Raw genomic sequence first — 15448 nt, forward strand, 5'->3', positions numbered from 1 at the left:
GGGGCGATCTGCGACAGCATCTTCCTACATCAGCTTGGGGAGCTGTCCGATGGGCTGCCGCCGAGGAAGGGCCTAATGTGAAGCTTTTGGCGGCATGGCCCCCTGCGCCCTGCTGCCATCACGCTTACCCATTTGCTTTACCAGTTGAACAGGAGCCCGCATGCCCAGCCTCAATCCCTCCCAATTGCAACGTTTCAAGGACAAGGTCGTCATCGTTACCGGGGCCGCCTCCGGCATCGGCGAAGCGACTGCGCGCCGCTTTTCGGACGAAGGCGCGAAGGTATTGCTGGCCGACCGCGATGCTGCCGCACTGACCAAGGTCTTCGATTCCCTTCCGGCCGAGCGCAGCGCCGCGCGTGAAACCGATGTGTCGCACCATGAAGACGTGCGCCAGATGGTGGATTTCGCCATCGAACGCTTTGGCCGCATCGACGTCCTGGTCAGCGACGCCGGCATTTTTGCCGAAGGCGACATCACCCAGGTCAGCCCGGAAGACTGGCACCACGTCCAGGCCACCAACGTCAACGGCGTGTTCTACGGGGCGCGCGAGGCCATGCCCCATCTGGAGAAGACGCGCGGCTGCATCGTCAACGTGGCCTCGGTCTCGGGACTGGGGGCCGACTGGAATCTGGCGGCCTACAACACATCCAAGGGTGCCGTCGTCAACCTCACCCGCGCCATGGCCCTGGATTTCGGCCGCAAGGGCGTGCGCGTGAATGCAGTCTGCCCCAGCCTCACCTTCACCGGCATGACCGCCGATGTGGCGGAGGACCAGGAACAGCTGGCCAAGTTCGCCGAACGCATTCCGCTCGGACGCGGTGCGGACCCGGTGGAGATTGCTTCCGTGATCGCCTTCCTGGCCAGCCCTGATGCCGGCTTCGTGACCGGTGTGAACCTGCCGGTCGACGGTGGCGTCACCGCCTCCAACGGCCAGCCGCCGCAATGAACCACAAGTGATTGAAAGTGAAGAGGAGCCCATCGTGAGCGACAAAATTCCCCTGCCCGAAGAAACCACGGAATCCACCGAGACCGGCATGGACCAGCGCAAGCCCAAGCCTCTGCCGCACCAGGCGCTGCAAGAGCGCAGCAAAGGCGCGACGGATGCGTCCCGGCAATCGACCGACACGGATGAACATCCGATGTCTGTTGGCAAGCCCTGATCCCATTCACACCACAACGATCACAAAAGTCACGTGTCTCCGGAGGCCATGATGTCGTCCACCCCTGTCCAGGACTCCCCCGCAGCGGGGCTGCTGCAGCCCGGCCGCAATTGCTGGCGGGTGGAACATGCGCAGCGTTTCAAGCTGCTCATCGACGCCGCCGATTATTTCCGCGCCTTGCGCATGGCCCTGATCAACGCCCGGCGCAGCGTCTTCATTCTCGGCTGGGATATCGACAGCCGTACCGTCCTGGTACCCGATATCACTGACACCGACGACGGCCTGCCGCCGCAGCTGGGTGACCTGCTGCATGCGCTGGTCGAGCGCCAGCCCGATCTGCACATCCGCGTGCTGAATTGGGACTACGCCATGCTCTACGCGCTCGAACGTGAATGGATGATTGCCCGCAAGCCGGGCCGTGCGCGTAACAAGCGTCTGCATTTCCGGACCGATGCGCGCCATCCGGTCGGCGCTTCGCATCATCAGAAGATTGTGGTGATCGATGACAAGCTGGCGTTCGTGGGCGGCCTCGACCTGACCCGCTGCCGCTGGGATACGCCGGAACATCTGCCAGAGAACCCGCTGCGTCGCGATCCCGACGACAAGCCTTACGCCCCTTTCCATGACGTGCAGGCCATGGTCGATGGCGATGTCGCCCGTGCCTTGGGCGAACTGGCGCGTCGGCGCTGGAGCCTGGCCGGCTACGCCGAACGCCGTACTGCGCTGACACAAACCACCAGCATGCCTGCCGGTGATCCTTGGCCTCAGGGTTTCGAGCCCGATGTGTGCGATCTGCGGGTCGGCATCTCGCGCACCGAACCTGCCTATGAAGAACGTCCGGGGGTGTTTGAAGTGCGCGAACTCTATCTTGATGCCATCGCCGGCGCGCAGCATCACCTGTTCTTCGAAAACCAGTACTTCACCTCGAACGTGCTGTCCGAAGCGATTGGCGCGCGCCTGCGCGAACCGCAAGGCCCCGAAGTGGCCGTCATATCTCCGCAGACCCAGAGCGGCTGGCTGGAGCAGGCTACCATGGGCGCGCTGCGCGCCCGCATCCATCACCGTCTCAAAAGCGCCTTGGAAAACCAGGGCGAGCAGGCCGCTACGCGCTACCAGATGTATTGCCCGCACCTGCCCGGCCTGGAAGATGGCTGCTGCCTGAACGTCCACAGCAAGGTCTTCAGCATGGATGACCGGCTGTTCTCGGTCGGCTCGGCCAACATGAGCAATCGCTCCATGGCCTTCGACACCGAATGCAACCTGACCATCGAATTGCAGGGCGATGCCGCCAAGCAGGACGAAATCCGCGCGGCCATCGCGCTCATGCGCAACCGCCTGCTGGCCGAGCATCTGGGCGTCGCACCTGCCGATGTGCAAGCCGCCCTTCAGCAGGAACAGAGCCTGCATGGCGCCATCACCCGCTTGCGCAAGGCAGAACGGCGCGAACTGCGCCCCATGGATCCGCGCCTCATCCCCGAGCTGGATGCCTTGACCCAGGACAATGCCGTCTTCGATCCGGAACGCCCCATCAGTCCCGATGAAATCGTCGATGCTTATGTGCCGCACAGTGCCAGAAAGCCGGTCCCGCGCCGCATGATCGGCCTGGGCGTGCTGGCCGTGGCGCTGGTGGTCTTTGCATTGGCATGGCGCTTCACGCCGCTGCGCGAATGGATCAATCTGAGCTCGCTGATTGCGCTGGCGCGCAGCGTCGACCAGATGCCCTTCACGCCGGCCATCGTGATTGCGGCCTTCGTGGTGGCGGGCATGCTGATGGTACCCATCACGGTGCTGATCGCGGTCGCGGGGGTGGTGTTCGGGCCGGTGAATGGCGGCCTGTATGCCACGGCGGGCGTGGGCTTGAGCGCCCTGCTCGGCTTCGGCTTGGGCCATTGGCTGGGGCATGACGCGCTGCGCGACATGCTGGGTCCACGCATCAACAACCTGAGCCGACGCTTTGCCCAGCGCGGCATCGCTGCCATGGCCGTGGTGCGGCTGCTGCCGATTGCGCCCTTCACGGTCGTCAACGTGGTGGCGGGTGCGTCGCACCTTGGCTTGCGCGATTACCTGCTGGGCACCCTGATCGGCATGGCCCCGGGTATCGCGTTGACGGTGGTGTTCTCGCACAATCTGGCCGAAGCCATTCGCCATCCGAGTTTGCAGACTGTGCTGATTCTGGTCGGCGTGACTGCCGCGCTGATGTTGATGGCGTTTGGCTTGCAGAAGCTGCTCAAGCCGCGCGTCGGGAAGAAATCGAAATCGTCCGCACCGTCCACCCGCAAGAGCCCTGCGCCGCACACTCCGGGCGATGAGGACATGGCGCGCGTCAGCGCCGAGCATGGCGTGGAGGCGAGGCAGGCCTGATGCGCTCCGGTAGCCTGTCCCATCGTGCCGCCGAGCACCAGCCGGCGTCGACGGCGGAGGCGCGTTCCGATACGGAACTCGTCCTCACCGGCGATGTGCCCTTGCGCAACCTCGACCCATGGCCGCTCACCGTGGCGACTTACAACATCCATGGGGCGATCGGCACCGATGGCGTATTCTCCCCGCAGCGCATTGCCCAGGTGCTCAAGGAAATCAATGCGGATGTGGTAGCCCTGCAGGAAGTGCCTCTGGGCGGCTCCTCGCAGCCGGATGTGCTGTCCTTACTGAGGAAAGAGACTGGATTTTTCGCGGTCGAGGGACCGACCATGGAGAGTGCCGAACGCCGCTATGGCAATGCCGTCCTGAGCCGCTACCCCATTCTGGCCAAACAGAGCATCGACTTGTCCTTCGGCAGCCGCGAGCCGCGTGGCGCACTGGATGCGGATATCGATTGCCACGGCCACATGCTGCGCGTGATCGCCACCCATCTGGGGCTCAAGCCCGCTGAGCGGCGTGCTCAGATCAAACGGCTGCTGCAGGCCTTCGATACCGACCAGGCACCGGTGATCCTCATGGGCGACGTCAATGAATGGTTCATGTGGGGGCGTGCCCTGCGCTGGCTGGTTTCCCACTTCGAGGCCGCACCCGCGCCGCGCACGTTCCCATCTCGCTGGCCGCTGTTTGCGCTGGACCGCATCTGGATCAGCCCGCGTCAACGCCTGCTGCAGGTGCAGGTCCACCGCACCGCCCTGTCACGCGTGGCCTCTGACCATTTGCCGCTGGTGGCCCATATCGATGGCTGACCAGCTGATGACGCGGAGGATCAGCCTGCGCTGCGCTTGCCGCTCCACAGCTTGACTGCCAACGCGATCCAGATCAGCAGGAACAGCATGTTGCCGGGCAGCCAGATCATCTGCGTCCATACATAATCGCGTACCCACATCGAGACTGCCTCACGGCAATCGCAGACGTGATCGGCATAGAACAATTCGCCGCCGCTGCGCGCGGCGACGAACTGCAGCCAGAGAAATCCCAGCAAAAACGGAATGCCGACGAAGCCGGTGAGACACCAGCGCCGCATCTTGCGATAGCGGCGGCAGAATTCCTGGCCATCGCCGGAAGCATCACCGCCCCGGCATGACTGCATAGCGTTGCTGTGCATATTTCCCCCTTGCACTGGCATATGTTGCATGTGTGGTCTGCCCCTGGGTTGCCCACGCGCCGTCGTGACGACGCCCAAATGCGCGGCGGCAACCATGCGCCAGTCTCCCGTGAGGGATGCTGGCAATGTCTGTTCGGATCAACGTCGTCTGGAATTGCGCCGGCCTGCACCGGTGCATGGGAAGAAGCAGGTCACCCGCTGAACAGGTGGCTCGCATTTCCCGAGGGCTGTCCTCCGCGCCCTCTGCGGAGGAAGAGATGGATTCTTGTCGTCGAAAGCCGCCGTCTGCTGGCGCTCTCAGCGTATCCCGGTGGCCCGGAATCGCTGATTTTTGACGCAAAAGTTCACTTGCCCAGAACCAATACGATACGTTTCGTCTCGGATTCTAGGTGCAATCGGGGTACTGCTCAATAAAATTTACGTTTGTTGGCTCGAAATTTTACTTGGCGTCAAAAGGGGTTGGGACAGCGCAATGCTGCCCAGGACCAGTTTCAGTTGGGACTGGATCTGGCGTTCGTCGATGTCGGCGCTGCCGGTCAGCAGACGCTGCAGTACGGGGGCGTACAGCAGGTCGAAGACCAGGTTGAGGTCGGCATCTTCCCGGAATTCGCCGCGCTGGGCGCCACGGCGCAGCACGTTGACCAGCGCCAGGCGGCGCGGCTCCAGGTAGTTGTCGTTGAAAATGCGGCGGCTCTCGGGCTCGAACTGAGCCAGCGCGATCATCTCGCGCACCACCCGGCCGGACTTGCCACGCAACAGTTGGGACAGTTGCAGCATGTGCTGTTCGATGTCGTCGCGGGCCGAACCGCTGTCGCCCAGCGGCGGCAAGGGTTCGACCGCGCGCAGCAGGGCTTCCATGGCCAGTGCGCTCTTGTTGGGCCACCAGCGGTAGATGGTGGCCTTGCCTACGCCGGCGCGCGCCGCCACGCCCTCCAGGGAGAGCTTGTCGAAACCGATCTCCTCGAGCATCACATAAGTGGCATCGAGGATGGCGTCATGACTGACGGCATTCCTGCGGCGACCGGTGGCCGGATCGGAGATGAAGGTGAGAGAAATGATGTGCTCCAGATGACAAAGGCATGTTTTCCGTCATTGATAACGGCATGCTTTTGGACAACTTGAGCGATTGACAGCAAAAAAACGAAGATTTTTGTGACAAAAATCCCGGAAATCTCATTACTGCATCGTCACCGCGTCCAAGGGACGGCCGAAACGCTCCAGGCGCGGCTTGTAGAACTGGTCGGCATCCAGGGAGAAGGCGATGCGGCGGGTGCGCCCCATCAGCTCGCTGCGGGCGAAGAAGCCGAAGTAGCGCGAATCCATGCTGTTGTCCCGATTGTCGCCCAGCATCATGTAATGATCGGCCGGCACCACCACCGGGCCGAAGCTGCTGTGCAGGCTGGGATGGGCCTCGGACAGGCGCACCAGGTGATTCATCCCGTCCAGCCTTTCATCGCGGTAGCGCGCCTGGTCGACGCCATCTCCGCTTTCGGGACGCGCGTGCGCCGGGCCGTAGCTGGCGGGCTGGCCATTGATGAAAAGCACGTTGTCACGCAGCTCCACCACATCGCCCGGCAGCCCGATGATGCGCTTGAGCAGCAGTTCGCCGGCCTGCCGCGAATCGATGGTGACGATATCGCCACGCTGCGGTTCACCCAGGCGCAGCAGGCTGATGTGGGTGAGCGGCAGGCGCAGGTCGTAGGCCAGCTTGTCGACCAGGACGCGGTCGCCCACCATCACGGTCGGCAGCATGGAGCCGCTGGGCACCACGTTGTAGTCGGCGATGGCGCTGCGAAACACCACCATCAGCGCGATGAAGGCCAGCAGGCCCTTGTTGGCTGCTGCCAGTTGCTTGAGGGGGAAGCTCATGTTGCCGTCTCGTTGTTTGTTTTCACGAAGACCACCATGCTAAATGAAATCAGCTCCATGCGGGCTGGACGCTGCGCAAGGGCGAGGCCGACCGGTCCCACGCCATCTCGGCCGCCCCCACGCTGAGCGCGCCTCGCAGGCGCCGGGCCGGGCCCCAGACGGTCATTTCCAGATGCGGATGCACGTCGGCCATCGTTTCGGGGGCCAGCGGCGATTGGCCTGAGGCGGCCGGATAATCGGCCAGCAGGCGGGCAGTACGGGCCAGCGACAAGCGGTATTGGCTGCCGCCACCGGTCTGGCGCCGGGTGAGCCCGCGCACGGCGGCCGCCGCCATCAGATAACCGGTCGCATGGTCCAGCGCCTGCACCGGCAGCGGTACCGGCTTGTCGCTGCCGGCGGCGCGCATGCCGGCCTCGGCAATGCCGCTGCTCATCTGCACCAGGCTGTCGAAGCCGCGCCGCGACGACCACGGACCGCTCCAGCCGTAGGCATTGAGGGCCACATCGACCAGCCCGGGGTTCAGTTCGCGCCGCCGCTGCACACCCAGCCCCAGGCGCTCCAGGGCATCGGCACGATACCCGTGCACCATCACGTCGGCCTGCCGCACCAGCGCTTCCAGCACGGCGCGTCCGGCTGGCTGGCGCAGGTCCAGTCCGGCGCAACGCTTGCCGAGCGTCATGTCGGGAACCACGCCGGGCTCCTCCCACGAGGCCGGGTCGATGCGCAGCACATCGGCCCCGAAAGCGGCGAGCAAACGCGTGGCAGTCGGGCCGGCCAGCACCCGCGTCAGATCCAGTACCCGCACCCCGGCCAGTGGCCGCACCGGGTCCACCGGGCACGGCGCGGCCGCAGCCGCATCGAAGTAACGGCAGGCCACCAGCGGCTCGGCCGCCACGGCCGCGCCTTGCGGATGGCTTGCCCATTGCACCTGGCTGCGCATTTCGGCGGCGCAGCCACCGTGGGCTACCACGGCGCTTTCCAGTTCGCTGGCGCGCCAGCCCGAGACGGCACGACCCACGTCCTCGCGCGTGGCCTGCCCTGCTTCCAGCCCCAGCGCTGCCAGGGCTGCAGCACGGTGATGGCTGGCGTTGGTGTGCAGGCGGATCCAGCCATCGGCGGCGCGGTAATCGCCCGCTACCGCATCCCACAAAGGCGGCGGCGCCCAGCCCTCGGGCCGCAGGCTGCTGCTGAACCACATCGCTGCAAGGCGGCGATCGCAGCTCACCTCGAGGTAAGCCCCGCCGGCACCGCTGACCAGCCCGGCCAGCGCGAGTCCGGCTGCCGCTACCGATGCCTGGGCCAGGTCGGTGGTGGCAAACACCGACGGCAAATCGCCCTCACCCGTCAGGCGCACGGCGGCAAGAGCGTCAGGATCGCCGTCGAGGGCGCTCCACATCATGGCAAGCATGGCTTGCGAGGGGGAAAGGGATGTCATGGCAATCCTCGGAATGAAAGGGCGATGACTGCAGGATACTAGCCTTGAATTAATCGTCAATATTGATTAATTTAATCAACTTGTCTGTCTTTCAGGGCCCCCATGAGCCGCTATCTTTCCTCTTCCGAGGCCGCCACCTTGCTCGGCGTATCCCGCCAGACGCTCTACGCCTACGTCAGCCGCGGCCTGCTGCACGCCCATCCCGGCGGGCAGGCCCGCGACCGCCGCTACCTGGCCGCCGAGGTCGAGCGGCTGGCCGCCAGCCGCTCCCGTGGACGCAAGCCGCGCGAGGTGGCACGGGCAGCACTGGACTGGGGCTTGCCGGTGCTGGAATCGGCGCTCACGCTGATCGAAGACGGCCGGCTCCATTACCGGGGCCATGATGCCGTGACCCTGAGCGCCGAGGCCAGCGTCGAAGAGGTCGCCGCCCTGCTCTGGGATTGCGCGGTGGAGGATGCCTTCGGCCCGGTGCCGCCGGCCCGGCCGCCGCGGCTGGAGAGCGTCCAGTCCGAATGGAGCGCAGGCCGCGCCGAGCAAACCTTGCTGCCGCTGTTTGCCCTGGCCTGCGCCGAAGACATCGGCGCCCAATGGCACCTGCCGCTGCCGCGCCAGCTGGCCAGCTGCGGCTTGCTGGTACGCCGCCTGGCGGCCTGCCTCCTCGGAACGGCGCCTTCCACCGCGCCCCTGCACCAGCAATGTGCCAGCGCCTGGGGACTGGATGCGGCCGGTGCGCAGCTGGTACGCCGTGCCCTGGTGCTGTGCGCCGACCACGAACTCAATGCCTCGGGTTTTACTGCCCGATGCATTGCCTCGACCGGCGCCAACCTGCAGGCGGCCGTCATCGGCGGGCTGGCCGCGCTGTCCGGGCCGCTGCATGGCGGCACCACGGCGCGTGTCGAAGCCCTGCTCGAGACGCTGGATGAACAGGACGATCCCGCCGCCAGCCTGCGTCAACGGCTGGCGCGCGGCGAAGAGCTGCCCGGCTTTGGCCACCATCTCTATCCGCAGGGTGACGTGCGCGCTTCCGCCCTGCTGGCGCCGCTGCTGCCGGTCCATCCGCGCTGGCAGCAAACCATCGAGGTGGTCCGCGAACTGACCGGCCATCCCCCCTCGGTGGACTTTGCCCTGGCCGCCGTGCGGCGCCATCTGCACCTGCCGCCCGGCAGTGCCTTCGGCCTGTTTGCGCTGGGGCGTTCGCTGGGCTGGATCGCCCATGCGCTGGAACAGGGCCGCAGCGGCAGCCTGATCCGGCCGCGGGCTGCCTATGTCGGTGTACGTCCTGGCTGACAAAATTGTCATGTTGATGTCAGCCTCGCGTTGAGCGGCCGAGCTTACATTAGCGTCGTAAGCAGGGGTCGGCCTCGGGTGCTGAGGGGTGCCGCGTTGCCGGCCAGTCCTTCATCCGCAAGCCATCATCGTGAGCCCTATGGTCGTCCCGTTTCGCCGCGTCGCAGCCAGCGCCCGTCTTCGTCATTTCACTCATCCCCCACAACACTCCCCCTTCCGCGCCAAGAAGGGAATGACGGTACTGGTGCTGGCCGCGCTGCTGGGCGGCTGCGCGGTCGGGCCCGATTACGTGCGCCCGGCCATGGATCTGCCCCAGGCCTACAAGGAACAAGGCCCCTGGAAAGTGGCCGCGCCGCGCCAGGCCGATGACCATCAACGCTGGTGGGAAGCCTATGGCGATCCCATCCTCAACGACCTGGTCAATCAGGCCAACGCCGCCAACCAAACCATCCAGCAAGCCGCTGCCCAGTATCGCCAGGCCCAGGCCACAGCCGCCGTGGCGCGCGCCAGCCTGTGGCCGACCGTCGGCGCGCAGGCCGGTGCGGCCCGGGCGCAGACCAATACCAACGGCGTGCAACGCCTGGGCGACAGCTACACCGTGGGCCTGAATGCCTCGTGGGAAGCGGACGTCTGGGGCCGCATCCGGCGCGGTGCCGAGGCCGGCGATGCCAGCGCCCAGGCCAGCGCCGCCAGCCTGGCCGCGGCGCGCCTGGCGATCCAGGCCACGCTGGCGCAGAACTACCTGCAACTGCGCGTGACGGACCTGCAAAAGGATTTGTACCGCCGCACGGTCGAGGCCTATACCCGCTCGCTGCAACTGACCACCCATCAATACGAAGCCGGTACCGCCCTGCGTTCCGACGTCGCCCAGGCGGAGACGCAGCTGCGCTCGGCCCAGGCCCAACTGATCGACCTGGACGCCACCCGCAACCAGCTGGAACACGCCATCGCCATGCTGATCGGCAAGGCACCGGCGGCCTTCAGCCTGGCTCCCCTGCCAGCGGCGGCGGCCACCGACAGCGGCATGGATGCCAATGCCCTGCGCCTGCAGGCCAGCCTGCCGCAGATCCCGGCAGGTTTGCCCTCCGACCTGCTGGAGCGCCGCCCCGACATTGCCAATGCCGAACGCCTGGCCGCTGCCGCCAACGCCAATATCGGCGTGGCCCGTGCGGCTTACTTCCCGACCCTGACCCTGTCGACCACCGGCGGCTACAACAGCGCCTCGTTCGCCGACCTGTTCAACACGCCCAGCCGCGTCTGGTCGCTGGGTGCAGCGCTGGCCGAGACGCTCTTCGATGGCGGCGCGCGCACTGCCCGCAACGACGCAGCGATGGCCGCCTATGACGCTGCCGCTGCGCAATACAAGCAGACCGTCCTGGCCGGCCTGCAGGACGTGGAAGACAACCTCTCCACCCTGCGCGTGCTGGATCAGGAAAGCGCGGCCCAGGCCCAGGCCGTCAGATCGGCGCAGCTGGCCGAACGGCTGGCCATGAGCCAGTACCAGGCCGGCACCGTGACGTATCTGTCGGTTGTCACCACCCAGGCCACCTCCCTGACCAACCAGCGCAGCGCAGTCACCCTGCTGGGCCGCCAGTTGGTCGCCAGCGTGGCGCTGATCAAGGCCACCGGCGGCGGCTGGCAGGTCGGACAGACCGATCCGGCCAGCGTGCAGGCACCGATGGCTGCGCGCTGATGTGCGCGGCCCATCTTCCGAATCCCATGTGCATTTTCCAGGACGAGTTTCAGGCATGACCACTTCACCCAACTCCCCCAAGACTTCCCCGACTCCGCAACGCTCCCCGCTGGCCATCGTCGTGGCGACGGCCCTGATCCTGGCCGCCGGCGTCGGCGGCTGGAGCGCCATGCAACGCGCCACCGCGGCCGATCAGCCTGCCACCAAGGCACTACCCCCGGTATCGGTCTCGGTGGCCCGCGTGCAGGAGCGCGATCTGCCGCTGTATCTGGCCGGCGTCGGCACGGTCACCGCCAATGCCAGCGTGGTCGTCAAGACCCGCATCGACGGCCAGCTGGACAAGGTCGGCTTCGAGGAAGGCCAGGAGGTCAAGAAGGGACAACTGCTGGCGCAGATCGACCCGCGTGCGCTGCAGGCGCAACTGGCGCAGGCCGAGGCGCAACGGGCCAAGGATGCGGCCACCCTCATGAATGCGCGCCTGGACCTGCAGCGCTACACCACCCTGCGCAGCCAGGATGCGGCCACCCAGCAGCAGCTGGATACGCAGAAGGCGCTGGTGGCGCAGCTGGAGGCAGCGGTCAAGACCGATGAGGCGCAGGTGGCCTATGCCAAGGTGCAACTGAGCTACACCACCATCAATGCGCCACTCTCGGGTCGTGTCGGTGCGCGCCTGGTCGATCCGGGCAATATCGTGCATGCGGCCGATGCCAATGGCCTGGTGGTCATCAACCAGATCGATCCGATCACGCTGGTCTTCACCCTGCCGGAAGAAGCCGTGGTCGGCATCAACCGGGCCCAGCGCAACAGCCAGCAGCCGCTGAAGGTGGTCGCCTATGCGCGCGACTCTCAGGAAGTACTGGCCACCGGCAAGCTGATCCTGCTGGACAACCAGATCAACACCACCAACGGCACTGTGCAGTTGAAGGCACGCTTCGACAATGCCGAACACAAGCTGTGGCCGGGCCAGTACGTCAATGCCCGCCTGCAGATGAACAGCCACGGCAACGCCCTGACCGTGCCCGCTGCCGCCATCCAGCGCAACCAGCAAGGCACTTATGTCTATGCCATCGACCAGGACGACAAGGCCAACATGCAACCGGTCAAGGTCGACCGCATCCAGGACGGCGTCGCCGTGCTGGCCGCCGACAGCGGCGTGACGGCGGACCAGCGCGTGGTCATCGACGGCCAGTACAAGCTCAAGCCGGGCAGCCGCATCGTGGAAAGCAAGCCGCAGCCGGCCAAGGGCGCTGTTGCTGCTGTGCCTGCCGCCAACGCTGACGCGAAAGGAAGCACCAAGTGAGCGTCTCCGCCGCCTTCATCAAGCGCCCCATCGGCACCACGCTGCTGGCCATCGCCATCCTGCTGGTGGGCATCGCGGTGTGGCCGCTGTTGCCGGTCGCGCCCTTGCCGCAGGTCGATTTCCCGACCATCCAGGTGACCGCGCAATTGCCGGGGGGCAGTCCCGAGACCATGGCCTCCAACGTGGCACAGCCGCTGGAACGCCAGTTTTCGCTGATCGCGGGTCTCTCGCAGATGACCTCGCAGAGCACCCTGGGCAGCACCCAGATCACCCTGCAGTTCGACCTCAACCGCAACATCGATGCCGCCGCGCTGGACGTGCAGGCCGCCATCAACGCCTCCACCGGCCAGTTGCCGGCCAACCTGCCCAATCCGCCGACCTTCCGCAAGATCAATCCGGCCGATTCGCCCATCATGATCATGTCGGTGCAGTCCGATGCGCTGCCGCTGACGGTGGTCAACGACTATGCCGACAACATCCTGGCCCAGCAGATCTCGCAGATCTCGGGCGTGGGCCTGGTGAGCGTGAACGGCCAGCAGAAACCGGCCGTGCGCATCCAGGTCGATCCGGCCAAGATCGCTACGCTGGGCATCAGCCTGGAAGACATTCGCGGCGTCATCGCCACCACCACGGTGAACCAGCCGAAGGGCACGGTCGATGGCGCGCGCCAGGCCTTCACCGTCTATACCAACGACCAGCTGCTCAAGGCCGAGCAGTGGAACGACATGGTCCTGGCCTGGCGCAATGGCGCGCCGATCCGCGTCAAGGACATCGGCATCGCCATCGACGGCCCGGAGAACAACAAGATCGCCGCCTGGGCCTTCGCCGGTGCGGCCAATACGGCCGATCACACCATCAGCAATGGCCGCTCCATCGTGCTGGCCATCACCAAACAGCCCGGTGCCAACGTGATCGAGACCGTGGGGCGCATCAAGGCCGCCATGCCACGCCTGCGCGCGGCCATCCCGGCGGCGATCAACGTCAACACCCTGATCGACCGTACGCAGACCATCCGCGCCTCCGTGGAGGATGTGGAATTCACCCTGGTGCTCACCATCGCGCTGGTGGTGATGGTGATCTTCGTGTTCCTGCGCAATGTGGCGGCCACGCTGATCCCGTCGGTCACGGTGCCGCTGGCCATCATGGGCACGGCCGGGGTCATGTACGTGGTCGGCTACAGCCTCGACAACCTCTCACTGATGGCGCTGACCATTGCGGTCGGTTTCGTGGTGGATGACGCCATCGTCATGCTGGAAAACATCTACCGCTACGTCGAGGAAGGCATGTCGCCGCTGGAAGCGGCCCTCAAGGGCGCGGGCGAAATCGGCTTCACCATCATCTCGATCTCGGTGTCGCTGGTGGCGGTGTTCATTCCGCTGCTGCTGATGGGTGGCATCGTCGGGCGGCTGTTCCGCGAATTTGCGGTGACGGTCACGCTGACCATTGCGGTCTCGGTCATCATCTCGCTCACGCTCACACCCATGCTGTGCTCGCGCTTCCTCAAGAACGAGCATGGCCGTCAGCACGGCAAGCTGTATCAATGGTTCGAACGCTGCTTCGATGCCATGCTCAACGGCTACAAGCGCGGGCTCGACGTGGTGATGAAGCACCAGTTCATCACGCTGATGAGCTTCATCGCCACGGTGGCCCTGACGGTGGTGCTGTTCATCTTCATCCCCAAGGGTTTCTTCCCGCAGCAGGACAATGGCGTCATCGTCGGCTTTGCCGAGTCGGCCCAGGATACGTCTTCGGCGGCCATGCAGGAACGGCTGCTGAAGGTGGCCGATGTGGTGCGCAAGGATCCGGACGTGATCGGCTTTGCCATGAGCGCCGGTTCCACCACCTTCAATACCGGACAATTCTTCATCGCACTGAAACCCAAGGATGAAGGCCGCACCACCAATGCCGACGAAGTCATCGCGCGCCTGCGTCCGCAGGTGGCCAAGGTGCAAGGCGTGAACCTGTTCATGCAGGCCAGCCAGGACATCAACGTTGGTGGCCGCCTCTCGCGCACCCAGTACCAGTACACCATCACCGACACCGACCTCGATGAACTGAACGTCTGGGCACCGCGCATGCTGGAGCGTTTCCGGCAGCTGCCGCAGCTGACCGACGTGGCCTCCGACCAGCAGAACCAGGCAGCAGCAGCGGTCATCACCATCGACCGGGCACGCGCCTCCAGCTTCGGCATTTCGCCTTCGCTCATCGATGCCACCATCTATGACGCCATCGGCCAGCGCCAAGTGGCGCAATACTTCACGCAGATCAACAGCTACCGCGTGATTCTGGAGGTGACGCCACAGTTGCAGAAGGATCCTGCACTCTTCGACAAACTCTACCTGACCTCGCCCCTGACCGGCCAGCAGGTGCCGCTGTCGACCTTCGTGAAGGTCGATACCACCAAGACCTCTTACCTGTCGATCAGCCACCAGAGCCAGTTCCCGGCGGTGACGATTTCCTTCAACCTGGCCAAGGGCGTCTCGCTGGGCGAGGCGGTAGACATCATCCAGAAGACCAAGGACGAGATGGGCGTGCCGCAGACCCTGGTGGGCAACTTCCAGGGAACGGCCAAGGCCTTCGGTGATTCGCTGGCCTCGCAGCCTTATCTCATCGCGGCCGCCCTGATCGCGGTCTACATCGTGCTGGGCCTGCTCTACGAGAGCTACATCCATCCGCTGACCATTCTCTCCACGCTTCCCTCGGCCGGCGTGGGGGCACTGCTGATTCTGATGATCGGCGGTTACGACCTGTCGGTGATCGCCCTGATCGGCATCATCCTGCTGATCGGCATCGTCAAGAAGAACGGCATCATGATGATCGACTTCGCCCTCACCGCCGAGCGCACCCAGGGGATGAAGCCGGAAGAAGCGATCTACCAGGCCTGCCTGCTGCGCTTCCGTCCCATCATGATGACCACCATGTGCGCCCTGCTCTCGGGCCTGCCGCTCATGCTCGGCCATGGTGCCGGCTCCGAGCTGCGCCGTCCGCTGGGTTATGCCATGGTCGGCGGCCTGGTGCTGTCGCAGGCGCTCACGCTCTTCACCACGCCGGTGGTCTACCTTTACCTGGACCGTGCGCACTACTGGTACGAACGCAAGAAGAAGGCAAGGCAGGAACGCAAGGCCGCGCGCCTGGCGCAGGAACATTGACTCCGTAGCTGTTCATCAACAAGGGGAGCCGG

12 protein-coding genes are annotated in these 15448 nt (G+C 65.3%); 8 read left to right on the plus strand and 4 right to left on the minus strand.

The window, feature by feature from the left end; genetic code table 11:
• The first annotated feature begins 160 nt into the window (after positions 1-160).
• Genes JOD78_RS03920 through JOD78_RS03935 form a run of 4 tightly spaced genes read left to right on the plus strand, consistent with a single transcriptional unit; the run spans position 161 to position 4324 of the window.
• Positions 161-946: an SDR family oxidoreductase gene (locus JOD78_RS03920; RefSeq protein ID WP_209569702.1), complete on the plus strand. Its 786-nt coding sequence runs from the start codon at positions 161-163 to the stop codon at positions 944-946.
• A gap of 34 nt (positions 947-980) precedes the next feature.
• Positions 981-1160, plus strand: a complete 180-nt coding sequence (locus JOD78_RS03925; RefSeq protein WP_245202077.1) for a hypothetical protein — start codon at positions 981-983, stop codon at positions 1158-1160.
• A gap of 51 nt (positions 1161-1211) precedes the next feature.
• A complete protein-coding gene (locus JOD78_RS03930) occupies positions 1212-3521 on the plus strand; it encodes a VTT domain-containing protein (RefSeq protein ID WP_209569701.1) in 2310 nt (769 codons plus the stop codon).
• Positions 3521-4324, plus strand: a complete 804-nt coding sequence (locus tag JOD78_RS03935; protein ID WP_204726451.1) for an endonuclease/exonuclease/phosphatase family protein — start codon at positions 3521-3523, stop codon at positions 4322-4324. The genes JOD78_RS03930 and JOD78_RS03935 overlap by 1 nt, the downstream gene beginning before the upstream one ends.
• A 20-nt stretch (positions 4325-4344) precedes the next feature.
• Here JOD78_RS03935 and JOD78_RS03940 read toward each other — a convergent pair whose 3' ends face one another.
• The 4 genes from JOD78_RS03940 to JOD78_RS03955 form a co-directional block, all read right to left on the minus strand.
• The gene (locus JOD78_RS03940; protein WP_245201974.1) at positions 4345-4683 is read right to left on the minus strand and encodes a hypothetical protein; all 339 of its coding nucleotides are present in this window, start codon (positions 4681-4683) and stop codon (positions 4345-4347) included.
• Positions 4684-5100: 417 nt separating this feature from the next.
• Complete coding sequence (locus JOD78_RS03945) at positions 5101-5751, minus strand: TetR/AcrR family transcriptional regulator (RefSeq protein ID WP_280920959.1); 651 nt, start codon at positions 5749-5751, stop codon at positions 5101-5103.
• A 108-nt stretch (positions 5752-5859) separates the two neighbouring features.
• Positions 5860-6552, minus strand: a complete 693-nt coding sequence (gene lepB / locus JOD78_RS03950) for a signal peptidase I (protein ID WP_209569699.1) — start codon at positions 6550-6552, stop codon at positions 5860-5862.
• Between the two features lie 49 nt (positions 6553-6601).
• Positions 6602-7987 (minus strand): CoA transferase, encoded by a 1386-nt coding sequence (locus JOD78_RS03955; protein WP_209569698.1) that lies wholly within the window; start codon positions 7985-7987, stop codon positions 6602-6604.
• Between the two features lie 102 nt (positions 7988-8089).
• Here JOD78_RS03955 and JOD78_RS03960 point away from each other — a divergent pair, with 102 nt between their 5' ends.
• The 4 genes from JOD78_RS03960 (at position 8090) to JOD78_RS03975 (ending at position 15416) form a co-directional block, all read left to right on the plus strand.
• Positions 8090-9274: a citrate synthase family protein gene (locus tag JOD78_RS03960; protein WP_204726453.1), complete on the plus strand. Its 1185-nt coding sequence runs from the start codon at positions 8090-8092 to the stop codon at positions 9272-9274.
• Positions 9275-9506: 232 nt separating this feature from the next.
• On the plus strand, positions 9507-10967 hold the full coding sequence (locus tag JOD78_RS03965; RefSeq protein ID WP_227022715.1) for an efflux transporter outer membrane subunit: 1461 nt from the start codon (positions 9507-9509) through the stop codon (positions 10965-10967).
• Positions 10968-11022: 55 nt separating this feature from the next.
• Positions 11023-12267: an efflux RND transporter periplasmic adaptor subunit gene (locus tag JOD78_RS03970; protein WP_209569694.1), complete on the plus strand. Its 1245-nt coding sequence runs from the start codon at positions 11023-11025 to the stop codon at positions 12265-12267.
• Positions 12264-15416: an efflux RND transporter permease subunit gene (locus tag JOD78_RS03975; RefSeq protein WP_209569692.1), complete on the plus strand. Its 3153-nt coding sequence runs from the start codon at positions 12264-12266 to the stop codon at positions 15414-15416. Before JOD78_RS03970 ends, JOD78_RS03975 begins: the two co-directional genes overlap by 4 nt.
• Positions 15417-15448 lie beyond the last annotated feature (32 nt).

It is taken from the genome of Herbaspirillum sp. 1130 (genome assembly GCF_017833835.1).
GTDB lineage: Bacteria > Pseudomonadota > Gammaproteobacteria > Burkholderiales > Burkholderiaceae_D > Herbaspirillum > Herbaspirillum huttiense.

What these genes read in the sequence shown, in the direction of transcription:
- JOD78_RS03920 (WP_209569702.1), top strand. Translation starts at nt 161, where the DNA reads ATGCCCAGCCTCAATCCCTCCCAATTGCAACGTTTCAAGGACAAGGTC.
- JOD78_RS03930 (WP_209569701.1), top strand. Translation starts at nt 1,212, where the DNA reads ATGTCGTCCACCCCTGTCCAGGACTCCCCCGCAGCGGGGCTGCTGCAG.
- JOD78_RS03935 (WP_204726451.1), top strand. Translation starts at nt 3,521, where the DNA reads ATGCGCTCCGGTAGCCTGTCCCATCGTGCCGCCGAGCACCAGCCGGCG.
- JOD78_RS03940 (WP_245201974.1), bottom strand. Translation starts at nt 4,683, where the DNA reads ATGCACAGCAACGCTATGCAGTCATGCCGGGGCGGTGATGCTTCCGGC.
- lepB (WP_209569699.1), bottom strand. Translation starts at nt 6,552, where the DNA reads ATGAGCTTCCCCCTCAAGCAACTGGCAGCAGCCAACAAGGGCCTGCTG.
- JOD78_RS03955 (WP_209569698.1), bottom strand. Translation starts at nt 7,987, where the DNA reads ATGACATCCCTTTCCCCCTCGCAAGCCATGCTTGCCATGATGTGGAGC.
- JOD78_RS03960 (WP_204726453.1), top strand. Translation starts at nt 8,090, where the DNA reads ATGAGCCGCTATCTTTCCTCTTCCGAGGCCGCCACCTTGCTCGGCGTA.
- JOD78_RS03965 (WP_227022715.1), top strand. Translation starts at nt 9,507, where the DNA reads ATGACGGTACTGGTGCTGGCCGCGCTGCTGGGCGGCTGCGCGGTCGGG.
- JOD78_RS03970 (WP_209569694.1), top strand. Translation starts at nt 11,023, where the DNA reads ATGACCACTTCACCCAACTCCCCCAAGACTTCCCCGACTCCGCAACGC.